This window comes from Chitinophaga ginsengisoli (assembly GCF_003014595.1).
GTDB lineage: Bacteria > Bacteroidota > Bacteroidia > Chitinophagales > Chitinophagaceae > Chitinophaga > Chitinophaga ginsengisoli.
In genome coordinates this window covers 1-24891 of the sequence record NZ_PYGK01000009.1, presented here as the reverse complement: position 1 = coordinate 24891, position 24891 = coordinate 1, and the positions used below count along the sequence as shown (strand labels likewise).

Genomic DNA, 24891 nt, shown 5'->3' with positions numbered 1-24891 from the left:
CAATAACAGAAAATAGTCATGAAACCTTTTATTATATATCTCCTTCCTGTTGCCTTTGTATGCATGCTGTCTGCCTGCGGCTCACATGAAACGGAAGTGAAAAAAGACGATCCTGCCATCTCCGACAGCCTGTTTAAACACGTGGAAACTGCAACGGCTAAGATGGAAGAACCATCAGAAAATATTAAACTGAATGGTAAGATCCAGCCCGATGAAAGTAAGGAGTCCAAGGTATATGCCCTGGTAAGCGGTAAGGTAAAAAATGTGCAGGTGGAAATGGGCGACTACGTAAAACAGGGGCAGGTGCTGGCCATCATGCAGAGCTCTGAAGTAGCCGGTATCTCCAACGATGTATCTATTGCAGAATCCAGCGTTGAAATGGCGAAGAAGAATATGGAGACACAGAAATCTCTCTTCGAAGGCAACCTGGCTACACAACAGGATTACCTGTCTGCGCAGATAGAATATAAGAAAGCACAATCAGAGCTGAACAGGGCCCGTCAGGTAGCGAATATCACAGGCGCCAGCAGTGCTGCCTATACGCTCAAAGCACCGATCAGCGGTTATGTTATAGAAAAGAACATCTCCAACAATTCTGAGGTACGCCAGGATAACAACAATACCCTGTTCACCATTGCTGATCTTTCTACTGTATGGATCATTGCCAATGTATATGAATCAGACATTGCGAATATCCGTCTGGGTGATCTGGTAACAGTGAAAACCCTGGCCAGTCCTGACAAGGAATATACAGGCAAAATAGATAAGGTGTACAATGTACTGGATCCTGCCAACCGCACCATGCAGGTACGTATCAGCATGCAGAATACCAATGGGGAACTGAAGCCTGAAATGTTTGCAACGGTGAGAGTGAGTGCGAAGCCTACCGGTGCTATCCTCAGCATTCCTGCCAAAGCAATGGTGATGGATAACAGCAAACAGTATGTGATCGTAAAGAAAGCAACGGGCCTGGAAATACGGGAGATCAACCTGATACGCAGGATCGAAGACCGGGCATTTATCTCCGGTCTGCAGGAAGGTGAACAGGTTGTGACCAGTTCACAGGTCTTTATCTATGATGCCCTTAACCTTAACTAGCCAAGCAGGATCTCATGCAGAAAATAATAAAAAAAGTCATTGCCTTTTCCCTCAAGAACAGGCTCTTCATAGGTTTTTCCACCGTTGTCCTTATCATATGGGGCATCATTTCATTCAGAAATATACCTATTGAAGCTTTTCCGGATGTAACGAATACACAGATCACCATCATCACACAATGGTCCGGCAGAAGTGCGGAGGAAGTAGAGAAGTTTGTGACCGTCCCCATTGAGGTGGCCATGAACCCTGTACAGAAAAAGACCTCTGTACGTTCTACTACGGTGTTTGGATTGTCGGTAGTGAAAGTGATCTTTGACGATAATGTAGATGATGCTTTTGCGCGTCAGCAGGTCAACAACATGCTGCGTGATGTGGTAATACCGGATGGAGCAGAACCAGATGTACAACCGCCTACAGGACCTACCGGCGAGATATTCCGTTATACGCTGGAAAGCAAAACTAAAACAGTAAAGGATCTCAAAACATTACAGGACTGGGTAATAGAACGCCGTTTGCTGAATGTGCCCGGCGTTGGTGATGTAGTGAGTTTTGGTGGTGAAGTGAAGACGTACGAGATCACTGTCAATCCACAGAAGCTTGCTTCTTATGATATTACGCCGCTGGACGTTTACAGTGCTATCTCCAAAAGTAATATCAATGTAGGTGGCGATGTGATCGTAGACAATTCGCAGGCTTATGTGGTACGTGGTATCGGTTTGCTGAACAATGAGGAAGAAATAGGTAATATCATTGTTGATAATATCAACAATACGCCGATACTGGTGAAAGATATTGCGCAGGTATCGGTATCCGCCCTACCCCGTCTCGGACAGGTAGGTCGTGATAAACAGAACGATGTGGTGGAAGGTATCATTGTGATGCGCAAGGGAGAGAACCCCAGTGAGGTGATCAAGCGGGTACAGGACAGGATTACCTATCTGAATGAAAAAGTATTGCCTTCAGATGTGAAAATCAATACGTTCTACAATCGCGACAACCTGATCGAGTTTGCTACGCACACAGTATTGCACAATATGCTGGAGGGGATCATCTTTGTAACGGTGATCGTATTCCTGTTCATGGCCGACTGGCGTACCACTGTTATTGTGGCTATTGTAATCCCTCTCGCACTGTTATTTGCCTTTATCTGTCTGACACTCAAAGGCATGTCGGCCAACCTGTTATCGATGGGGGCGATAGACTTCGGTATCATCATTGACGGTGCCGTCGTGATGGTGGAAGGGATCTTCGTGTTGCTGGACCATAAACAGCACCAGCTGGGCATGGAGCGCTTCAATAAGTTATCCAAACTGGGGATGATCAAGAATACCGGTGGAGAATTGGGTAAGGCTATTTTCTTCTCCAAGATGATCATCATTGCCGGTTTGCTGCCGATCTTCTCTTTTGAGAAAGTGGAAGGTAAAATGTTCTCTCCGCTGGCCTGGACGCTGGGTTTTGCATTACTGGGCGCATTACTGCTGACCTTAACACTGATACCATTGTTAAGTAGTATCCTATTACGTAAAAATGTACGGGAAAAACATAATATCTTTGTAGAAGGCATTACGAATGGCATCATGAAGGTCTTTTCACGGACCTATCGTCATAAGCGTATTACGCTCATTATAGCAACGGCGCTGGTGGCTGTTGGGCTTTTCATGTTCAAGTTTCTGGGTAGTGAATTCCTGCCGGAACTGGATGAAGGAGCCATCTACATCCGTGCTACCTGTCCGCTGAGTGTATCGCTTGATGAGTCTAAAGTATTGGCTAACAAGATGCGCCGCATCATCCTGGCGTTCCCTGAGGTGAAACAGGTGATGTCGCAAACGGGCCGTCCGAATGATGGTACAGATGCTACAGGCTTTTATAACATTGAATTTCACGTAGATATCTATCCTAAGAAAGAATGGAAGAGCGGACTGTCAAAAGAACAGCTGATCGATAAGATGCAGAAGCAGCTGGAAGTATATCCGGGCGTGAACCTGAACTTCTCCCAGCCTATTATGGATAACGTGGAGGAAGCAGTATCGGGGGTTAAAGGCTCCCTTTGTGTGAAGATATACGGGGATAGTCTCACCTATACTGAGGCCAAGGCGAACCAGGTATACGACATTATGAAGGACATAAAAGGGGTGGAAGATCTGGGTGTGATCAGGAATATCGGTCAACCGGAAATGAGAATTGACCTCGATGAAAATAAAATGGCCCTTTATGGCGTTACTACAGCGGACGCGAACGCTATCATTGAAATGGCGATTGGCGGTAAGGCTATCACGCAGATCTATGAAGGAGAGCGCAAATTCCAATTGCGTTTACGTTATGAAGAGCAATACCGCAACAATGCAGAAGCAATCAGTAATTTAATGGTCCCTACCCTACGCGGAGCGCGGGTACCTATTAAGAACATTGCCACAATACGTACACTGACAGGGCCGAGTATCATTTTCAGGGACGACAACAGAAGATATACCGCCGTTAAATTTTCCATAAGGGGACGTGACATGGGTAGCGTTATTGCAGAAGCCCAGGGCAAAGTGGATAAACAGGTAAAACTGGATAAGGGGTATGAAATGCAGTGGGCTGGCGACTTTGAAAACCAGCAGCGTGCTACGAAGCGTCTGACACAGGTGGTGCCTATCAGCCTTCTGATCATTTTCCTGATCCTGTTTGTGATGTTTGGCAATGTGAAAGATGCGGGCATGGTGTTGCTGAACGTACCATTTGCCATCATTGGGGGGATTGCGGCCTTACTGATTTCAGGGACGAACTTCAGTATCTCGGCCGGTATCGGATTCATTGCATTGTTCGGTATCTGTATACAAAACGGAGTAATACTGATATCGGTATTTAAGAACAACATGCAGTCGGTGAAGCGGCATGAATTTAATCATCACACTCTTGAAATAGCAATACGGGACGGGGTACGTACGAGAATACGCCCGGTGGTCATGACAGCGTTGATGGCGGCTATTGGCTTATTGCCAGCAGCGTTATCCAAAGGTATTGGTTCTGAGACTTCCAAACCCTTGGCGATAGTAGTAATTGGTGGCTTGATCACTGCCACCGTGCTCACGCTGCTGGTGTTTCCATTGTTCTTCTACCTGGGTTACAGGAAGGTTGGACAGAAAATGGATTGAGTGATTTGATTCTGTGCTTATGTAATTGAAGAAGTCTGCCGGTTGGCAGACTTCTTCTTTATGTAAAGGAGGCTACTGATAAATACTAAGAAGAGTGCCTTCGTGGCCTCTCTTCATCTATATCAGGAACGTTATATTTCTTGTTATAAGAAACCCCCAGGTTCACCAGATAATAGCCCATCCAAAGCAGCAGAAATACAATAGGCTATTTCAGGCCATACATGGTAAATTTACATAAAGAGAATGAGTACTGAATAACCAACAGGTTGTCAATCAGCAGCATTTATTTTTTAGAATGCAGTAGTAATATACAATGCAGTTTCAAAAACGTTCGTAAACAACTATTGTAACATATCAGAACATAATCACGTGTAGGTTGTTAACTATACGATGTCGCCTGTCGACTATTCAACTATTTTCCTTACATTCATCAAAACGTATACGTAATCCCAAGATCATCCTAAATCGCCACAGTATGAAGAACTATCTACAACTCACCTGTTTGTGCGCCCTTTTGTTGCTCATAAACTTATCTACAAGGGTTTATGGACAGCAACAACAGACAGTAACAGGTACTGTAACAGACAAGACAACAGGCAATCCCTTACCGGGGGTTACTGTCAGCGTCAAAGGCTCACTTGCCGGTACCATTACTGATGGTAGCGGAAATTTCAGATTCAACACGACCCGCCAGTTCCCGATCACACTGGTATTTTCCTCCGTGGGGTATAGCAGCGCCCCGGTGGTGGTGAACAGTGCGGGCAACATTACTGTGCAACTCGCTTCGACGGAGATCCTGGGAGAAGAGATCGTAGTTGCCGCCAGCCGTGTGTCTCAAAGTATACTGGAATCGCCGGTATCTATTGAGAAACTCAATGCAACGGCCATACGGGAATCTCCTACCCCTAGCTTCTATGACGCCCTGCCTTCTCTGAAAGGCGTTGAATCCAGCGTACAGAGCCTTACCTTCCGTACCATTACCACCAGGGGTTTTAATACAAATGGTAACACCCGCTTTAACCAGCTGATGGATGGCATGGACAACCAGGCGCCGGGCCTGAACTTCTCCGTAGGTAACATTGTCGGCATTTCCGAGCTGGACGTAGCCAGTGTGGAATTGCTGCCAGGCGCATCTTCTGCGCTGTATGGTGCAGGAGGTATGAACGGTACCTTACTGATGACCAGTAAAAGCCCCTTTGACTACCAGGGTCTCAGCCTGAAACTACAGGCAGGGATCAACCACGTAGGTCAAAAGCAACAGGACCATATCGGCTTCATTCCGGATATTACAGCCCGTTATGCCAAAGCCTTCGGTAAGTTCGCCTTTAAACTCAACTTCGGGTACATGAAGGCTGACGACTGGCAGGCGGTAGATTCTACGAATTTCGACCGTTTAAACCTGCATACTAAACCAGGTTTCTCTCATGCTACAGATCCTAATTACGACGGTGTCAACGTTTACGGTGATGAGATCACCACTACTTTCGGAGCTTCAGGCGGATTACTCAACGGACAGGCGGTATCCCGTACCGGTTACAGGGAAAAGGACCTGGTAGATTACAGCACAAGCAGCCTGAAGACAGGCGCTGCATTTCATTATAAGATCACAGATAATACGGAGGCCATTGTTCAGGGGAACTGGGGAACCGGTACCACTGTATACACTGGCTCTGACCGCTATTCACTCCGCAAGTTCAACCTGGGACAGTATAAGATCGAAATAAGGGGCAAACGCTTCTTTGTACGTGGTTATACCACGCAGGAACGTTCCGGTAAAGCCTACAATGCCACTGCATTAGGAACCCTGCTGAATGAGGCTTATAATCCAAGCGTAGTCAGGGATAACGATGGTAATGTAACCGGCGGATGGTTTGCAGAATATGCGACCGTTTACAACCAGGCCCGCGCAGGTGTTTTCCCCGGCGCTCCAGGTGTAAAGACAGATGCACAGGCGCATGCTATTGCCAGAGGAGTAGCTGACAGAAACAGATTAATGCCTGGCAGCGCAGCCTTCAACCAGGCTAAAGAGACTATCACCAGCAATTATATCGGCTTCGGCGCCGGCAGGAACGGAGCCAAGTTCAATGATAAAACGAACTTGTATCACTATGAAGGTTTCTATGACTTCACCGACCACATCAAAGTACTGGAAGTACAGGCAGGCGCGGCCTTCCGCAGGTACTCCCTCAACTCTGACGGTACCATCTTCGATGATGCTGACGGACGTATCAAGATCGATGAAGTAGGTGCTTATCTGCAGGTGGGTAAGAAACTGGTAAATGACAGGATCAAACTGACAGGTTCTATGCGTTATGACAAAAACGAAAATTTTGACGGCCGCTTCACACCTCGTATATCCGGCGTGTTTACTGTTGCCCCTCGTCATAATATCCGTTTGTCATTCCAGACAGCCTACCGTAATCCTACCAACCAGGACCAGTACATCGACCTGCCTATCCGCGCCAATACACGCCTCATAGGTGGATTACCTGAACTGCTGAACAAGTATAACCTCTACAACAATAAAGGTTATACGCAGGCCAGCGTACAACGCTATGCTGCCACTGGCGATCCTACCCAGCTGCAACAGTATACTTTCGGCAAGTTCAGGCCTGAAAGCGTAAGCGCTTATGAGATCGGATATAAGGGTCTGATCCAGAATCGCCTGCTGATCGACGCGTATTACTACTACAGCGCTTATAAGAACTTCCTGTCCTATACAGCACTGATACAGCCTACAGTACCACTGGCACAGGATCCTACCCTGAGCAGTGCCAAAATATTTGCTACCTACGTGAATAATCCTGAAACGGTGAAAGCACAGGGAGGTGCCATCGGCCTCGATTACCTGATCAATAGCTGGACCCTGTCAGGTAACTTCTCTTACAACGATCTTACGAACAACAAAGGGGAACTGGACAATGCATTTAACACGCCTAAATACCGTTTCAATATCGGTGTTGCGAGTAAGAGCATCGCCAAGAACCTTGGCTTTAACGTGATGTATCGCTGGCAGGATGCGTTTGTATGGAGTTCCAGTTTCGTGAGAGGTACCGTGTCTGCGTATAGTACAGTAGATGCACAGGTGAATTACAGAATACCGAAGATCAGGGCTACGATTAAAGTAGGTGGCTCTAATATTACGAACCATTACTTCCAGACTTCGTACGGTAATCCGAAAGCAGGAGCGATTTATTATACCGCGATCCTGTTTGATGATCTGTTGAAATAATCTGATGGTTCTTTGAATACTTATTTAACCCCGGGGATGTGTACCCCGGGGTTAATTTTTTCGGTACGTTATGTTTCCCGGAGGGCCAACCTCGGGATTGAAGACCCGCACTACAAACAAAAAGCCCCCTAAAGGGGGCTATTGACGCGGATTATCAGCGTTTGTTGTTTCCGTTTATTTACTTTTTTTCGGCCCATTCCCGTAACATGGTGATGGTGTCAAACAAGACGCCTGCTTCTCCTCTGAAATCGCCGGAGCCTTTGGGTTCGCCGGTACGTACGTCATACCATTCGTAGAAGCCTTTACGGGCGATAGTTCTTGCAACGATAGGCTGTAATTCTTCCCATGCTTCCTTTATCATTCCGTTGGCAATAAGGGCCTGAATCATTCGGCCGCCGAACCATGTCCAGTCACCACCGTTCTGGTAGATGTAAGGATGCATGTTGGGAAATTCCTCCGCAGGATAAGGAGGATATACGGTTATGCCGATTGTCGCGAATTTCTCTTTAGCAGCCGCGTCTACCATTTGTTGGTTGATAGCGGCTATTTCTTCCCGTTTGTGAAGGCCGGCCAGGATGGCGCAGGCGGAGCCACCGGTATACAGCATCTCGTTCTCATTGAATGATGCAGGAAAAGGGCTGCCGTTCAGGTAGAGATGAGGAATGTATTTCTGCTTCGCAGATTCCCAGAGATGTTTACGTACGTTTCCCTTTATCTGTTGGGCGATGACTGTCCAGTCTTCAGCAGATTGATAGGATGCTGGTTTCATCGCCAGGAAGTCCTGAATGGCGATCAGGTACATGGCGTTGTCGTAAATATCAGCAGCCCATTTGGTTTTATGGTTGATGACTACGCCCCAGCCAGTTTCTGGTTGTACATCGCCCCAATCGACAGTAGTAGCGCCTTTCACTAATCCGTACTCCTCTGCCCAGCGTTCGTTATGAACGTACGCAAGCGCGTCTTCCATTCTCTGGATGACGGTCTTCCCGTTTATTTTTTCCCCTAGAATGGATGTGTCGCCGGTTACGTCTATATACTTTCTGATGGCCTGGATCAAAGATGATTCCTGGTCTGTTTCTACGGTGTTTTTATGCGCTACCCAGTCGGGGGCTGTTGGAAAATAGCGGAATTCGTAGCCTACTGCCGCTTTTTTGATATCGATGAAACCATCGACGATATCACCTCCGTTCCCCTGCATTTTAAAGAACAGCAGGAGCATATCCTTTACTTTTTCAGGAGAATGGACTTTCAGGGAACCCTTAATAAAGGTGTTGAGGTCCCTGATCCAGACCTCTCCGTAAGAGGTGCCAGCATTAAAACCGGTGAGCAGACGCAGTGCCCGGGCCTGAATAGTGTCCAGACGATGGTCGTTACGAATGGCAAGTGACAATTTCCTGTTGTCCGTCTTTTGAGCAAGGACGGGCGTCCGGAAGGCTGCCAGGGAGAGTGAAATGACGAGGAAAGCAGTAAATATTCTCATATATCTGTTGTTAAGACCTGAGGCTAATGTACGAACATGTATTTAAATGTACAAACATTATAGACAAACCCAACAAAGTATAGGAATCCTATCTTTGCGGCATGCAAACTGTTTTCCCGACCCTGTATTCGACCCTTAGCCCTACTGCCCTAGCCGCTTACATCAGTCAGCAGTATACATTTGGCTCCGTTCAGTGCCAGTTTATCGTGCGCGGTGTAGGTGATACTTATCTTGTTACTTCCGCCAGTGAGCGGTTTATTCTACGCATTTACAGACCTTCTCACCGTACCCTGGGTAATATACAGGCGGAAGTGGAACTGCTGACGGCTTTACATACAGCCGAAGTATCTGTGTCCTACCCGCTGGTGGATAAAGATGGACACTACATCCAAGCCCTCCCCGGAGCCGAAGGCATCCGCCATGCGGTTTTGTTTAGTTATGCGGAAGGGCGTTCCCATAATATCCTGTCGGACGTTCAGCTTCGCCATTTTGGGCGGGAAATGGCACGGTTTCATAATATCTCGTCCCAGATACAACTGAGTGAAGACCGGTGGATATTTGACCTGGAAACCACCTTATTTCAACCACTGGCTGCGGTCAAAGAATACTTCACTGAAGATCCTGCCACTTATGAATGGCTGTTAGCGTCGGCAGATAAGGTGAAGGCCTTCCTGTCGCAGTTGGATACCTCCCGTTTTTCCTTTGGCTACTGTCATTTTGATTTCCTGCCGAAGAACTTCCACTTCGATGCACAGGATCATATAACCTTCTTTGACTTCGACTTCTTTGGAAAAGGCTGGCTGGCTAATGACCTGATGACTTTCCACCAGCAATTGCTCATTGATACACATCTAGGCCGCCTGACGGCAGAACAACGGGATAATACCTGGTCGCTTTTCGTGGAAGCTTATCGCAGCGAGCGTGCACTCAGCGAGGAGGAATTAGCAGCGATCCCTTATCTGGGATTAGGATTCTGGGTGTTTTATATGGGCTTTCATACTACGCATGATCAGTTTTATCCGATGATGCAATTGCATATGTTACAGGGTAGGTTTGCGGTTGTTCGTAAGCTGTTGGAGCAGGCGTGGAAGGTGGTGGAACACGGTTGAACGGTAATATTGTCAGGGGGTACATGGGGCAGTTTTGGCCAGGTTAGCATGCTTTATACATGCCTTTGATATGCCTTTAATGTGCCTTTGATATGGGGAAGGAATGGATAGGATGCAGGGGGGGATCGCATCATTATGTCAGTTATTATCGATTATAAATACCCTTTATATATTGGAAACAACATTCCAATCCTAGCCATTCTACAAGCTATTGGCTGCTCCTTTCATCTGGTGGGTTTGGAAAAGTATTAAATTGAAATATGGCTCCTGTAAAATCAGGTTTGAAGGCTGATAGAAATCTGGGCACGTGCGGGAGTTCGGACCCCTGTTTCTCGCAAGTATTAAAGCCTTCAGATAATCTGAAGGCTTTTTTGTGGATCGACAAATCGCGGTCGCACCGAAAATGATTTTTTATGTCCGATAGGGCATTGACGGAAAGCACGTCAATGAGACGGCTTTTCTTCTCTATTGCTTTAAAGGCTTTAAAGTTAGTAACACGCTTTTCTCTAGGAGATTTTCTTTTGTCTCCTCGCCCCAATTATTCACCTCTACGATAATGGCCTTTGAGGTTCGGCTGACTATAGCAACTTTATATTTTCGTTCGTTTGGATCTAAACTCGATAACCTCTCTCTGAAAGGACGAAAATTATCGATCATAATACTGTCCTCATTCCCACTCACATTGTAATATCCAATCTGCACACTATCCTTCTCCAGATATATCTCCCCTGGCTTGGCATAATAGCTAACTGTTACTCCCTTGGGATTTGTCAACTCTTTTTTGGAAACCGTCACGAGAACTTTTTTAATATCGTCTTTTAAGCCCTGAGCTTTAACAACTGTATATCGCATTTCGTTATTACGACTAGCTTCCTGGGCAACAGCATCTAATCCAAAAAGGCAGGTCATTATAAAAATAGTTAATAGTTTCATATAGACTTTATTTCTTCGTTTTATCATAATAAGGAGTTGTTGTTCCTTCTACCGGAGTAGGAACGTAAGGAATTTCATTGCCTACGTTTGCCATCTTATCAACAGTAAACATAAAATGTTGCTTCCCCGCTTTTTGTATAATATCCTGAATGTTCTGTCCGGTTTTATCTTTTAACACCACCACCGCAAAATGCCTTTCATGTTCCACCACGTCACATACAAAAGTAGTAAAACCCTCAACCCACTTAGGATTTGATATCCATGCCTGTATATCCGCATCTGACATTCCCGACGCCTTAAATTTGGCCACAGCCTTCTCCATAATCTGCTTCCTGAATCGTTCTTCGTTCACCCTGAAATGTACAACATTCCCTATTGATGTGTTCTTCTGATCTACAGCGGCATAGTCCCCCTTCAATGTACGGGAAAATATTTCAATATTATCTTCATAACCCTTAGAAGCCGGATGGTCCCATTGTGTTTGCAATCCCACAGTTCCACTTCCGGCAGCAGCAAAATTTGCACAGTTCCATGTATCCTGTATTACTGTATTCAATGCCGTATTTATCTGGTTTACAGCGTCCAGATCTTTCAAACTGAATGTTGCTCCCTCTTTGATAGTGGCTCCTTTTAATTCTGCATTTTGGCTAAGTTCATCTACTGCGACTCCTAATTGATCACTTAGTGTCTGGAGATTGTCTCCTGCTTCCGCAGTGAATTGTAAAGCATAAGTAGTTCTACCATCAGCCGCTTTTACCTGTTTGATATCGACAGTCCACATCCCATTGGGATCAATGGAAGCAATTGGATTGTTAGATACATAGTTATATGGAGACACTCCTGCGAAAGAGCTGGCAGCCGGATCAAGTGCATGCCATCTGCCTATCTGTGCGTCATACATTCTGGCGCCATAATCGTATAGGTCAAGACCTGGGCCATTTTCGAATTCCTTAGTCTGCAATTCCTTACCAGTATATAAATATTTATTGACAGGAACGGTGGCAGCTTGAGTAGAAATGCCGTTCATTGTCAAACCATATGGATAATAGTGTGTTTCTTCCAGTAAGGGGCCAGGTATTGCGTTAACTGCAACGTTGTCAAAATATACGTCTTGTGCAGTTTCGTTGCTGGTATACACATATAGCAGACCACTTTGTCGTATTACCATTCTATTCTGCGCCAGTGTCTGTAACTCATCTGGCATTTCCTGCACCTGCTTTACACTGCTATTCTCTTGCACAAGCTTTAACTGGTCGTTGAAAAGCGAAAAATTCAGGTAAGCTTTAGGACGTTTGGGTGATACAGGTTGATCATCTTCCGGCTCATTTGAATTACGTAACTGGCCCCTGAGATCTTTTGCATTTAGCAATGTCTTATTTACTTCCGTACCTGCTTTACCGTGTTTATCTATATATAGGCCACCAAATGCTTGTACAAGCGACGTGATCATTGCTTCGACTGGAACACTTTTGTTTTGTGTATTGGCAGGTGAGGTAGATTTATAGAAAGCATTAGCAGCAATCGTTATTGTATCGCCAGCCATTACTCTTAATACCAGGGAGGGGCCTATTCTTCTATTCTGGTCATCGCCATTAAGCCTGGCTACGTACTGGTTGGCTGTTGCCGTCTCACTTTGTGGATATCCTGCCGGCTTAGCTGTACGCGTATTTTCTATATTTGAAAACAGGGCCGTCTCTGTAGCTGCTCTTTCGGTTTCCATGCTCGCCATATACAATCCCTGCTGTGTGTTTTCTGTTAGTATGCTACGTATGTTACCCAGATGGTCCCTGACGAAATAGTCAAATGTATACTGCACTGGTTGGTTCGAAGGATAAGACAAGCGTATGCGGCCTTCCTCGTGCTTAACAAACTTCAGCACGTCCTGCTCGAATACCATTCCTCCTATATAGGCAGTGGTAGTTACTTTTGTCGAGCTTCCCGTTTTATCAGTGACTGTTTTACGGCATTTACCACCTGTAGCATCATATTCAAACAGGATAGTACCTTTCGTACCAAAGGTAATCAACTCTGGCAGGTTCATGTAATTATAGGTAACCTGGGTGATACCTTTGTTATTGTCACGTATGAAGTTGCCGTTACCATCATAGTCATAATCTTCTGCTTCCCCTTTTGTGATCTCTTTAAAATCTCCAAGCAGACTGCTGGGATTGTTACGATTATCAGTCACAGATTTTAGCTTATTACTAGCTTCATTTGTTTCCTTGTATTTATAGATCAGGTCATCAATCTGTCCACTGGTACCAGCACCTGTCAGCCCCCATTGCTGCATTCTCCTAATATTACCGTTGGCGTCATAGGCCTGCAAAGCGTCTTTACCATCACCCATTTTCACATCAAAATTCACACCTTCACTCTGATCCCAATTTCCACCAGTTGTTAACTGGGTAAAATCAGCTTTTAGCAATCTGCGGCTGGCGTCATAACTGTAGCCATATGCCCTCTGCACCATATCACCGCTGCTGCGCCATCTGATACCTGCTATACTACCAGTAAGCTGAGGTTCTGAGAATCCATAGTCATAGCTTATTTCTTCACCAAAATAATGGCTTTCTGATCCTTTCAGATACTGAGTATTGATGCCTTTCAACCAACCCCTTGAATTATAATCATAAGTAAGGCTTTCAAGTTCAGATCCATCACTCCTTTTGAAAATTTTCCTTTTCAGGTGAGCCAACTCATCATACTCATTAGTTGCTATATCCACCGCTGGTTTACCTTTCAGTTGTTTACTTATCTTCACTAATTTTCCCGCGTGGTTATATTCTCGCCTGGTCAATATTTCTACCTCTGGCGTCGCCGTACTGCGGGGATTCCGACGGATGACATTGTCATTCAATAACTGACCGCTGAAATTATAGAGGTTTGTTACAATATCGAGCCCCCCTTCCGCATTATCTGAAATGATCTGTCGGGTACGTGCTTTATTATCATAATAGTAAGTTGTAACCAGCCATTGGTTGCTCGCTCCCAACACCTTCACCTTCTGGCCTGTTATCAAGCCTTTAGTTTGTAAAGTTATCGGTAGTTCATCAACATACGGCGTACCTAAAGGTGCCGCCATCGCAGTTGAAACAGCCGCTTTTTTATCTTTGAAGTCATAATTGTCATAATAGGTATAGGTAAGGGGTTCAAGCTGCGAGTCGACAATGGCTGACGGAACATTATTAGCAGCGATGATTTCGGTATAGAGCGTAGTACCTGGACCTAATATTGTTTCCAAGGCGCCCATACTCTCGAATCCGGGAGCAAACACGATCTCCTCCGCTGCTTTGTATTGTGTTCTACCATCATCGATATTGACAACAAGGTTGGCCGGCGCAGACACATTATAAGGTATCTGGCGTCCGGAAGTCGCGGCACTGAAAATCGCCTGTAACTGTGCAGCCGACTCAGTTGATTTATAAAAGGCTGTCATGATGGGTCTGTCCATATCATCATAGAATGTAGCAAGCCACTTACCCTGCATCAACAAATTATTGTCCCTAACCATTACCTGTCTGTTACGTGAATCGTACACATACTCATAAGTCAAATTACCAGGTATCTGCCGACCAATCAATCGCTGCTGATTATCATAATTGTTGCTGAAGCATAACTCGGTGCGCAGTTTGGCATCTGCAAGTGTCCAGCCATTCCCGGACAATATTTCAACTGCGCGGGGAGGTATCTTGTAACGGAGGTTGCCATAAGCATCATACACATAATATGTACATAACCACCCGGTGTGATCGGTGCCAGGCGTCTCCGAAAGCTGTACTTTCTGCAGAACAGTTTGTCCTTCAGTGTTTCGGTACTCTATAAGCCGATGGCCGGCTTCGTCGGTTGTGGTCATTTTCGTCAACATGCCCGCGGCATAGTCCTGCGTACGGCTTACAGGATATCCCTGTGTACCCATATCCCATATTTTGACAGCATCTGCCAAGGTATTTACATCATAGGACTGACCCGTTCCAAGACCTTTACCTACCCAGCTGTTACCTACGGGCATCATTTTCAATGCACGACCCAATACTGAAGGCTCAAACTGGGTTTCATTATAGAAGAACGTCTCACCGGAATACTGGCTTTTCAAAAAAGTATTCTGTTCTGCGTAAGCATTGCTCCTGAATTCACCAGTAGCAGTTGAAGAAACGTAGGGTAAGTATTTAAACTGCTCACGTGCATATTCGTCAAATAAAAAAGGTACTACCAGATCTTTTTTACCTGTAGACGAAATACCTCTTGTCACTGTTTGAAGCGGTCGTCCCATACCATCAAAATACTGCGTACTTTGTACGACGTCCCTGGCATCAGTATAGGTACCCAACGATGCATCATCAGGGAGAGGCAACGAAGGTTCCCATGTACGGATATAATTATACTTCATATCTGCCGGATACGCGGTAGGAATATTCACAGTCCTGGTAGCTGCGGGGACACCACCACCCACTGGCTTATTTTGTGCATTCGCAAATGCGGGTATTATTAGTAGTAATATATTAGTTATGTGCTTTTTCATAGGAGAGTTAATTGCCATAATGATAGAAGAAACTCTTTATAACTTTACCGTTTGTATCCTTGATAGTCTTCAAGCGTTGGAAGTTGTCGTAATTATAATAGATCATCTGCCCTTTATTGTCCATTATAGCATTCACACCTACCAGGGGCGTATAAGTATATCGGGTAATAAACGCCCCCGGTACATTAGTCCTGACAGGGGCTATCAGCTGCTCTACCTTGACGTCATCCGGATTAAGACCACGAAAGCTTGTGAGTGCGGCAGATCCTATTACACTTTCCAGAGTGCTATAATCGCAATTCTCAATTTTGGCAACCGGATAAATTCCTTTATAGCTCCAGATATAATTAATGATCTTACCGTTATTTTCAGATAAGCTTAATATGTTGCCCATATCATCATATTTCAGGTACTTCAGGTTCGTCACTAAAGGATCACTACTAGCGGATTGCGTCTGTATAGATTGCGGCAAAAACAAACCCGTAAATGGCTGGAAGTAATTAGTACGGACCAAGCTTACCTGATTACCATCGCGATTATTCGCTACTTCGATCTCCGGGGCCACTATATGGTTATTGACCATTGCTGCATAAATACCCTGTGGATCTTTACCTGTTGTATTCATCATCTCATATGGTCTGGCGATATGTTTCAACAGCACCTCTCCCTTACTGCTAGTTGTTTCTTCTTCAGACTTCAGCTTGTCGCCAGCATACCTATAGAGCGTCTTATTGACACCTGTATTATATCCTCCCCCTGCGACAGGATAAAAATTAGTTTCCGTCATGGAATTCAGTTTTACATAGTGGGTGTAAACTGCTCCTGACTTTATCATATAAAAGCCAAGATTGGATCTCGGATCACTAAATCCCTGTATTACAGGCAAGAGTTGATATGCAGAATAAGTAAAGAACCACTTTTCATCCTGTAAATAATCCCAGTTTATGCGGCGATCTACATTGTACTTACCATCGATTTTCGCCCCATAATACCGGTTTAATTCAATACCATTGTTCCAGGAGGAATTATTCAGGGCAGGATATGTTATTTCCAGGCCAGTCCATTTCCCATCGTCAATTATTCGAACTTCACGTGTGTCGCGACTCACCGCCATTTCGCTGGAGATGAATGCCGTTTCCGACGCATCTTGAAACTCTGTAATGCAGCTATATGTATAAGGTACTCCTGCATATTCATTTAAGTTATAGTTGCTTTTACCCATTAATTTAAGCAGTGACAAGGTGGGTACACCATTAGTGGCGGTCTTTTCGCATAACCACAGTCCTTCCGTACGGAAATTGTTAAGCGGGGTGACATTCAAAGAACTTTCATTAGAAAGCGCCAGTTGATTACCTGTTACCTTAAAAGTGTTATAGTTATATGACTTAACAAGATCCGGTCCTGCCAACGGATGAGTAACTACATTTTTCACACGATATCCCATGTAAACCGAATCAACAGGGTCATTGGTAATAGAAGTGATGTATTCAAGTGTTGCTCTCAAAGTAGTATTCTTGCCATAAATATTGACGTTTAACCAGTATTCTTTATCGGGTTCCATCATCAGTTTTATTGGCTGCCCTTTGAGAATATTTGTAGAATTAAACGTTTTGTTTAGCTGCAACTGTATCCTGGTCTGTCCGCTGGGAAAAGTTACAATACCATCTGAACTCCAAAGTTCAAAATCTGCTTCATAATTTTCCACCGGCTTGGTCATTGGTTCATCAGACCCGTAATAACATTCTACAAATAAGGTAACAGGACCGGCCATCGGCACATTCATTGTAAAAAATCCACCTGAATAGGATGGCCATTCTTCACAAGAATACCAGTCCTTAACAGATGCTGTATGTATGTTTTCTACAATTGTATGGTATTTGTTCTGTTCATAAGTGATATCATCCTTTGCGCCTGTGGGGTATGTGATATTGCTCAGAAGTCCAGCACGACCAGCCAATGAGGGATCACGGTTACCGAAGGTAATACCACGTGTTGCATCAATAAAAAGCTGCGGCTCTCCTATTAACGATATTTTCGGCACTAAACTTACATTTATCTGACCGTTATAATAACCCAAATAGTCCTGCGACAGAGAATAGCGATGTGGCAAGTCTCCCGGATTAAAATATGTAAATTGATATAACTGCTCAGGTTTGCCCTTGCTATCTGAAATTTCAAGCGATTTCAGATAGTATCTCGTTTTCAGGCCTTTTTCCTCTACAGGATCGTTAGTCAAGCTATTCGCTATGATCAATTCCAACGTGGAAGTAGCGACTACCTCGTCATACTTCAGCGTAGCACTCCTTACCTCGCCATCATTATTCTTCAACGTGACCTTGCTAAGCAATTTCTCAGCATAGATATCATTACGTGTAATGTAGTCGAATGTCAAACTGAAGTTATCTGCAGTGACTGAAGACAACAGTTTAGTGTTCGATAGTTTCCTCCTTAAACAATAGCTACGGGTTCCACTAGGAGCTGAACCTTCACTACAGGGATCGTAAGGCAAATCATTTACCTCAGAGAAAATATATGATTCGTTAAAATCGTATAAATAATTAAACGATAAATCACTATAATAGAAATTCACAACACGGCCACCTGGAGATACCATCTTATCCACAAACCATGCAGTAGCCGTATAAGCAGTATTCGGGTTATCATTATCGCACGGGTTATCTGCATCAAACTTAGTCTTCTCAACAGATGAGGTGAAATAATATTTTGTCCCCCCTATGTCAGTAAGAATAAACTGATAAGTAGGACTTGTTGATATAATAGATACTTTAAACTCGTTATTGTCCTTCAGCAATACTGCCTGACCTTTCCGGATAATAAAACCTCCAGAAGTACCCATTATATTATAATGAAACTCGTCAAATATTCCATCCACCTTTGTCGTAGGAGATGACAATTGCCTTGCCTTAGCAAGCGCATTCTGCGCATTTACAGGGTCTGACGGATCCAGAAACTCATCGGGACCATCTCCAAATCTTGAAGTAGCTGTTTCATCCGGTATGTGTCTCACTGTACGGGTAATAACCGCAGTGATGTTATCCGTCCATCCCATACCAACACGGCTACCCCAGTCGTCTACTTTAATACCAGTGGAAAAATATTCAAGGGTAGGGCTGTAACTGATGTCTCCCTGCTTCACTTGAAACAGCGGAATACTCTTTTGGACACCACCGGTATTCTTCCTGATTTCTGTTCCTCCGAAAGTCCCCAGAGAAGCTATCATCGGCGACGGAGTTAATGTTTTTTCGAGGCTTGAAAGATAGTTTTGAGCGGACAACTGCTTGGCAAACAGCACGATTACTAGCAATATCGTACTTAGATATTTGATTCTTAGCATTAAATGATACGAACTTTTATAGGTATGTTGGGTTTATTAAATTGCATTAGTTCTTCTATTAATTCTTAGAAGAAATACCACATATAGGTTAAACTAATTTGAGTTTTCTACTGACAATTACAAGATGAAGATATAGTGTAAAAAATGAAACCAATGTTAATTTTTTATGCTGTCATTTATTCCGGCTGCCCTGGTGATGCACCAGTGCCAGAAATACGTTATCTGGAAATAATTATGGATAGTTACTATTGGAGTTTGTAATATCAGTTGAAAATTAGAACTAATTCCCAACACGACAATCGTAGAAACGCAAAAAGGGGAGAAATCCCCCCCCTAAAATTGGCGACGCCCCGGGGAAGGCCCCGGAGCGTCTTAGATTTGTTGTACCCCTCAGTGGATAAACCCTGAGTATTTTTATACGTTGAAACGGAAGTGCATTACATCACCATCGTTCACGATGTATTCTTTACCTTCTATGCGTAAGCGGCCATTATCGCGTGCTGCGGTTTCGGAGCCAAACTTAACGTAATCATCATAAGCGATCACCTCTGCCTTGATGAAACCTTTCTCGAAATCGGTATGGATCACACTGGCAGCCTGTGGTGCTTTCCATCCGGTGTGGATGGTCCATGCCCTTACTTCCTGTACGCCTGCTGTAAAGTAGGTGATCAGGTTCAGGAGGTTATATGCTTCGCGGATCAGGCGGTTCAGGCCTGGTTCGGTCAGGTTATATTCGGACAGGAACAATTCTTTATCCGCAGGATCTTCCATTTCGGAGATCTGGGCTTCGATACTGTTATTCATTACCACTACTGTTGCGTTTTCCGCTTTAACGGAAGCCTGCAGTTGCTCGGAAAATTTGTTGCCGGTCAGCATAGAGGCTTCGTCTACGTTGGCTACATAGAGTACTGGCTTTTCCGTCAGCAGGAACAGGTCGGCGATCGCTACGCGGTCTTCCTTGCTCAATCCCAGCTCACGGATATTCTTACCTTTTTCCAGGTGTTCCTGGCATTGTTTCAGGATTTCGTATTCTTTTTTCGCTTTCGGATCACCACCGGTTTTTGCCATTTTCTCGGTACGTGCGATCTTTTTCTCTACGCTTTCGAGGTCTTTCAGCTGTAACTCCGTGTCAATGATCTCTTTATCGCCTACAGGGTTGATGGCGCCTTCTTCCCTGAGGATGTTATCGTCTTCGAAGCAACGGATCACGTGTACGATCGCATCCACTTCACGGATATTGGCGAGGAACTTGTTACCAAGACCTTCCCCTTTACTGGCACCCTTTACAAGGCCTGCAATGTCCACAAACTCGATAGTAGTAGGAACTACCCGGTTTGGTTTTACCAATTCTTCCAGCTTTCTCAGCCTTTCATCCGGTACGTCTACAAGTCCTACGTTAGGCTCAATTGTACAGAAACGGTAATTGCTGGCCTGCGCCTTTGCGCTATTGCTTACCGCGTTAAATAAAGTCGACTTCCCTACATTCGGCAATCCAACAATTCCTACTTGTAACGCCATTTTTTTAAAAATTTGCGCGAAGATAATGCTTTTTTCGCTATCAATGGCAATTCGGCCGAAGTGACATGCTATAACACAGATTTATGTTTTTAATATTAAATTTTTGCCATTAGATTTGGCTTTCAATCATTTCACACCATATGGCATTAAACTACGTCTGGCTGGCCTTCTTCCTGATCTCTTTTGTTGTGGCCGTTTGTCGGCTGATCTTCCTCCAGGATACTGCCGTGTTCTCTACCGTCATGAATGGCATGTTTGAGAGTGCCAAAACCGGGGCAGAGATCTCGCTGGGGCTGGCAGGTATTATGACCTTCTGGCTGGGGATCATGAAAGTGGGGGAAAAAGGTGGAATGATCGGCATTCTGGCGAGGGCGGTGGACCCCTTCTTTTCCAAGCTCTTCCCTGGGATACCTAAAAAGCACCCTGCTATGGGGTCTATTCTCATGAACTTCAGCGCCAATGCTTTAGGACTGGACAATGCCGCCACTCCTGTAGGGCTGAAGGCCATGAAGCAGTTACAGGAGCTGAATCCTGAGCCGGATACTGCCACCAATGCCCAGATCATGTTCCTGGTATTGAACACAGCCGGCATCACCCTGATACCTACCTCCGTCATTGCCCTGCGTATTGCCGCGGGTTCCCATAATGCTGCTGAGATCTTTATTCCCACGCTGATAGGTACTATTATCTCTTTTGTGTCTGGTCTGATCGCCGTGGCCATCTACCAGCGGATTAACTTACTGAAGGCCCCTATCCTGCTGACCTTTGCCGTTTTCGGTCTGGCGCTGCTGGGGCTTTATTACGTAATGCCCTACCTCACGGCCGACCAGCTGGCACAATACACCGCTTTCGTCGGTGGGTTTACCATATTTGCCATTATTGTAGGCTTCCTGGCATTGGGGGTGGTCAAAAAGATCAATGTATATGATGTGTTCATAGAGGGGGCCAAAGAAGGTTTCCAGGTATCTGTTACCATCATCCCCTACCTGGTTACCATGCTCGTGGCTATCAGCGCATTCCGGAATACCGGTTGCATGGATTATGTGTTGGATGGCATTGCCAGCCTGTTTGCTGCTATGGGTATGAATACAGACTTTGTACCAGCCCTTCCTGTCGGCTTAATGAAACCCCTCAGCGGGGGCGCCGCCCGTGCTCTCATGGTGGATATCCTGAAAACACACGGGCCGGATTCCTTTGCGGGACGCCTGGCCAGTATCATACAGGGATCAACGGAGACAACGTTCTATGTACTCGCGGTATATTTTGGCTCTGTGAACATCAAAAAGACCAAATATGCGCTGACATGTGGGCTGATCGCTGATGTGGTAGGACTGGTGGCTGCTATTATTATAGGGTACATTTTCTTTCATAATAAATAAATTCTTTTACTAACTTGGGGCCCACCACCAATAGATCCGCTTCCACCAAGAGGTACTCTTAAACTATTAACGTCGCTTACTATCATGCCTAAGAAAACGCTGCACGAAGACTGGATTGCTGTTATTATTGCTTTTTTGACTATTGGCCTGGTGCTGTTGGGTCTTAAACCGGTATTCCCGAAGATCGCCGTCTGGAGTGATGCCTCCCTTGTGACGGCACAATTCGGAGGAGTTACCGTATGGGGACAGACGGGCCTTTTATTTCTCTGGGTATTTGCCAGTCTGCTACTGGCGAAGGCTTTTACAGGGAAAGTGGAAGTCGTGAAACTGCTGGTGTCCCTGTTATTCATCGTCTTTATTACCCTACTGGCACAATTCATTGCAAGTTATAAACCCATAAAGGAATATGGCATTGAGGTCGTGTTATTCAGCCTGATACTGGGATTGCTGATCAGCAACCTGGTAGGGATACCGGCCATTTTCAGGCCTGCTATACAGACGGAGCTGTATATCAAGATCGGCCTGGTATTACTGGGCGCCAACGTACTTTTCCAGGACATCCTGAAAGCTGGTGGACTGGGTATTTTACAGTCTGTGGCGGTAGTATTTACCGTATGGTATTTCAGCTTCTGGGTATGCCGCAAGTTTAAACTGGATGATGAATTCCGTATGATGATCTCCAGTGCCGTGTCTATCTGTGGGGTTTCTGCCGCCATTGCCACTGCGGGCGCTATTGAGGGGGACAATAAAAAATTATCACATGTTATTTCCCTGGTACTCATCGTCGCTATTCCCATGATGCTGTTCATGCCCTATATCGCTACCTGGGCGCATATGACGCCTGCCGTAGCCGGCGCCTGGCTGGGAGGTACGATCGATACTTCTGGCGCTGTGGTAGCCGCTGGCAGTGTGCTGGGAGAAGAAGCACTGAAATATGCCACGCTGGTGAAGTTCTCACAGAACGTGTTGCTTGGACTGGCAGCCTTCTTTATCTCTCTTTACTGGTCTTATTCGCGTAAGGAAGCAGGTTATGAAAAGCCTACACTGCGTACCATCTGGGACCGATTTCCCAAGTTCGTACTGGGTTTCGTATTGGCGTCCCTTCTGTTTTCCTTTGCATTATCCCCCGCAACGGTAGCCGCCAGTAAAGGTCCTTTGAAGGAATTGCAAACATATTGGTTCGCTATTGCGTTTACCTGTATAGGACTGGAGACTAAATTCACTGATATTTTTAAAATAGAGAATGGCCGTCCGGCAATGGCATTTATCATTGCGCAGCTCTTCAATATCATATTTACGCTGGTGATAGCTTACCTCGTGTTCGGTCGACAATAAAAGGAGATGATCCACAGACCGCAGGTGAGCAATACACTACGGTCTGTGGATCGTCTGCTACCGAACTATGAACATGCTACGCCCAAATTCACAAGAGAGATTATTATTGGCTTCCGGTATTGCCGGTTACCTGTTTCTGCTGGTCATTACACTTCTACACTGGCAAGGACCACTGTTTGACGAACCACTTTTTATTGCCAATATTCAGCTACTACATCAATATGGGCTGTCCCGTGCCTTCCTCTTAAATATAGATAACCAGGCGCCTGGGCCTTTGTATCAGTTGATACATTATGCACTGGAGCCGGTCACGCATTTACAGACGCCGGGCATCCGGCTGGTGAATACAACGATGCTGCTGCTGATCATCATCCTGCTGGCGGCCATTATACGGAAGATGCAACGAAAGGTAAAGAAAAGCGTATGGTTGCCTGCGTTACATATCATGGCAGTACCCATGATATGGCAGGTAGCAGGGATGGCATTAACGGAAATTCCTTCGATGCTATTTGCCACGCTATCTATCTGGCTCCTGCAGCATGCGCTCGATCATACCCATAAACGCGGTGGACTAGGCATATTCTTATCTCTGCTGGCGGGCTTGTGCCTGGGGCTGGCTATACTTGGCAGTTCGTCTTTCCTGGTGTTTATACCCGCTGCCCTTCTATTGCTGTTACAGTCGGCCGGAGAATGGAAGCGCTGGGTAAATGTCAGTATATACATGGGCGTGGCCCTGCTCTGTTGTATACCGGTATTTCTTATCTGGGGAGGTCTGATGCCGCCTAAGCAGGCTATCATCAATGCAGGGGACTTCGTGCCCTGGCATGGTATACTGGCATTTGCCTATGGGGCGATCATCGTATTCATCGTAGCACCGGGCTGGTTTATCTATCGGCGCCTGACACTGCCGGTATTGGTACTGCTATATATCATATTCCTGCCTGTTAACTACTACTGGCTGGACTTCACATATGCCCCGCTGAATGAAGCCATGAAGAAGATCTTTCCGGCAGCTGTCATACAGATATATCCTTATCTTATCTCTCCCCTGCTGATAGCTATCGCGCTGTACTTCCTGTACTGTTCTTTCCTCCAATGGATGGAACGGCGTACGGAACCTTTTTTCCTGTTCCTATTGCTGGCTACCTTCCTGATGCTGGCCACCAGTTTTAAGGTCGGCCACCTTTTCAGCTCCAGGTATGTAGCACAGACAGCGCCGCTGTTCATCATACTACTGGCACCTTATGTCCGCGCCAGTAAGGAACAGTGTATCCGATTTGCTGCCGGAATGATCATTGGTTTGTTATCGCTGGAAACAAATTTCCTTTTCAGATAAATATGGCTTAGTCGTATTTACCGGTCTTGTCTTCAATGCTGACGTCTGCATCTTTTTTGATCTGCATTTTTACGTATACCAGCAGCTGTGAGGCGCCGGCTTTGAAACAGACGTCCTGTGCCTTGCGGACTACTTCCATACATTCGTCGTAGGTGCCTTCTATGACCGTTTCGAAAGGGCATACCCTGTATTTCAGGCCGGAAGCCTGGATGACGGCGATAGCTTCGTCTACCACGGCGTATACCTGGTCGCTGGGTACGGAAGGGAGGATTTGTAATGCGAGATTGATCTTGTGTGCCATATTGATTTGTCGATTATTATTGAAATGTTATTACGAATCCCCGATCCCCGGGGTTGCATCCCGCGCTACAAGTGAGTAGGAGGCATGAGATTATTTCGCATGCCGTCCCCTCCAGCCACCGTACGTACGGGTCCGTATACGGCGGCACATCAAAATAGT

At 45.4% G+C, this 24891-nt stretch carries 13 protein-coding genes; 7 read left to right on the top strand and 6 right to left on the bottom strand.

The genetic code is table 11. The features are described 5' to 3' along the window. Nucleotides 1-18: 18 nt before the first annotated feature. The 3 genes from CLV42_RS20640 to CLV42_RS20630 all read left to right on the top strand — a co-directional run bounded on the left by CLV42_RS20640 (nt 19) and on the right by CLV42_RS20630 (nt 7467). Complete coding sequence (locus tag CLV42_RS20640) at nt 19-1098, top strand: efflux RND transporter periplasmic adaptor subunit (RefSeq protein WP_106603842.1); 1080 nt, start codon at nt 19-21, stop codon at nt 1096-1098. 14 nt (nt 1099-1112) lie between these two features. Then, the gene (locus CLV42_RS20635) at nt 1113-4235 is read left to right on the top strand and encodes an efflux RND transporter permease subunit (RefSeq protein ID WP_106603841.1); all 3123 of its coding nucleotides are present in this window, start codon (nt 1113-1115) and stop codon (nt 4233-4235) included. A 475-nt stretch (nt 4236-4710) separates the two neighbouring features. Further along, nucleotides 4711-7467 carry a TonB-dependent receptor gene (locus CLV42_RS20630; RefSeq protein ID WP_106603840.1) on the top strand — a complete coding sequence of 919 codons (2757 nt, stop codon included), beginning with the start codon at nt 4711-4713 and terminating at the stop codon, nt 7465-7467. A gap of 178 nt (nt 7468-7645) precedes the next feature. Here the strand turns inward: CLV42_RS20630 and CLV42_RS20625 are convergent, their stop codons facing one another. Continuing rightward, nucleotides 7646-8947 (bottom strand): GH36-type glycosyl hydrolase domain-containing protein, encoded by a 1302-nt coding sequence (locus CLV42_RS20625; protein WP_106603839.1) that lies wholly within the window; start codon nt 8945-8947, stop codon nt 7646-7648. 101 nt (nt 8948-9048) lie between these two features. Between CLV42_RS20625 and CLV42_RS20620 the strand changes: the two genes are divergently transcribed. Further along, nucleotides 9049-10056, top strand: a complete 1008-nt coding sequence (locus CLV42_RS20620; protein ID WP_106603838.1) for a phosphotransferase enzyme family protein — start codon at nt 9049-9051, stop codon at nt 10054-10056. Nucleotides 10057-10521: 465 nt separating this feature from the next. Here the strand turns inward: CLV42_RS20620 and CLV42_RS20615 are convergent, their stop codons facing one another. The 4 genes from CLV42_RS20615 to ychF all read right to left on the bottom strand — a co-directional run bounded on the left by CLV42_RS20615 (nt 10522) and on the right by ychF (nt 20381). Then, entirely contained in the window at nt 10522-10989 is a 468-nt protein-coding gene (locus tag CLV42_RS20615) for a hypothetical protein (RefSeq protein WP_146154442.1), read from the bottom strand. 7 nt (nt 10990-10996) lie between these two features. Beyond that, nucleotides 10997-15508, bottom strand: coding sequence for a DUF6443 domain-containing protein (locus CLV42_RS20610; RefSeq protein ID WP_211303499.1), 4512 nt, complete (start codon nt 15506-15508; stop codon nt 10997-10999). Nucleotides 15509-15515: 7 nt separating this feature from the next. Continuing rightward, nucleotides 15516-18749, bottom strand: a complete 3234-nt coding sequence (locus CLV42_RS20605; RefSeq protein ID WP_106603835.1) for a hypothetical protein — start codon at nt 18747-18749, stop codon at nt 15516-15518. Between the two features lie 528 nt (nt 18750-19277). Further along, nucleotides 19278-20381: a redox-regulated ATPase YchF gene (gene ychF, locus CLV42_RS20600; protein ID WP_106603834.1), complete on the bottom strand. Its 1104-nt coding sequence runs from the start codon at nt 20379-20381 to the stop codon at nt 19278-19280. A 140-nt stretch (nt 20382-20521) separates the two neighbouring features. Here ychF and CLV42_RS20595 point away from each other — a divergent pair, with 140 nt between their 5' ends. The 3 genes from CLV42_RS20595 to CLV42_RS20585 all read left to right on the top strand — a co-directional run bounded on the left by CLV42_RS20595 (nt 20522) and on the right by CLV42_RS20585 (nt 24431). Then, on the top strand, nt 20522-21760 hold the full coding sequence (locus CLV42_RS20595) for a nucleoside recognition domain-containing protein (RefSeq protein WP_106603833.1): 1239 nt from the start codon (nt 20522-20524) through the stop codon (nt 21758-21760). Nucleotides 21761-21844: 84 nt separating this feature from the next. Next, complete coding sequence (locus tag CLV42_RS20590; protein ID WP_106603832.1) at nt 21845-23095, top strand: YeiH family protein; 1251 nt, start codon at nt 21845-21847, stop codon at nt 23093-23095. Between the two features lie 73 nt (nt 23096-23168). Then, nucleotides 23169-24431, top strand: coding sequence for a glycosyltransferase family 39 protein (locus CLV42_RS20585; RefSeq protein ID WP_146154441.1), 1263 nt, complete (start codon nt 23169-23171; stop codon nt 24429-24431). Between the two features lie 7 nt (nt 24432-24438). Here CLV42_RS20585 and CLV42_RS20580 read toward each other — a convergent pair whose 3' ends face one another. Further along, nucleotides 24439-24732, bottom strand: a complete 294-nt coding sequence (locus tag CLV42_RS20580) for a thiamine-binding protein (protein WP_089836295.1) — start codon at nt 24730-24732, stop codon at nt 24439-24441. Nucleotides 24733-24891: the final 159 nt, after the last annotated feature.

Bases quoted from the DNA above. Each gene is read 5' to 3' on its own strand.
- CLV42_RS20580 (WP_089836295.1), bottom strand. From the start codon at position 24,732: ATGGCACACAAGATCAATCTCGCATTACAAATCCTCCCTTCCGTACCC.
- CLV42_RS20630 (WP_106603840.1), top strand. From the start codon at position 4,711: ATGAAGAACTATCTACAACTCACCTGTTTGTGCGCCCTTTTGTTGCTC.
- CLV42_RS20605 (WP_106603835.1), bottom strand. From the start codon at position 18,749: ATGATAGCTTCTCTGGGGACTTTCGGAGGAACAGAAATCAGGAAGAAT.
- ychF (WP_106603834.1), bottom strand. From the start codon at position 20,381: ATGGCGTTACAAGTAGGAATTGTTGGATTGCCGAATGTAGGGAAGTCG.
- CLV42_RS20635 (WP_106603841.1), top strand. From the start codon at position 1,113: ATGCAGAAAATAATAAAAAAAGTCATTGCCTTTTCCCTCAAGAACAGG.
- CLV42_RS20625 (WP_106603839.1), bottom strand. From the start codon at position 8,947: ATGAGAATATTTACTGCTTTCCTCGTCATTTCACTCTCCCTGGCAGCC.
- CLV42_RS20590 (WP_106603832.1), top strand. From the start codon at position 21,845: ATGCCTAAGAAAACGCTGCACGAAGACTGGATTGCTGTTATTATTGCT.
- CLV42_RS20640 (WP_106603842.1), top strand. From the start codon at position 19: ATGAAACCTTTTATTATATATCTCCTTCCTGTTGCCTTTGTATGCATG.
- CLV42_RS20610 (WP_211303499.1), bottom strand. From the start codon at position 15,508: ATGAAAAAGCACATAACTAATATATTACTACTAATAATACCCGCATTT.
- CLV42_RS20615 (WP_146154442.1), bottom strand. From the start codon at position 10,989: ATGAAACTATTAACTATTTTTATAATGACCTGCCTTTTTGGATTAGAT.
- CLV42_RS20595 (WP_106603833.1), top strand. From the start codon at position 20,522: ATGGCATTAAACTACGTCTGGCTGGCCTTCTTCCTGATCTCTTTTGTT.
- CLV42_RS20620 (WP_106603838.1), top strand. From the start codon at position 9,049: ATGCAAACTGTTTTCCCGACCCTGTATTCGACCCTTAGCCCTACTGCC.
- CLV42_RS20585 (WP_146154441.1), top strand. From the start codon at position 23,169: ATGCTACGCCCAAATTCACAAGAGAGATTATTATTGGCTTCCGGTATT.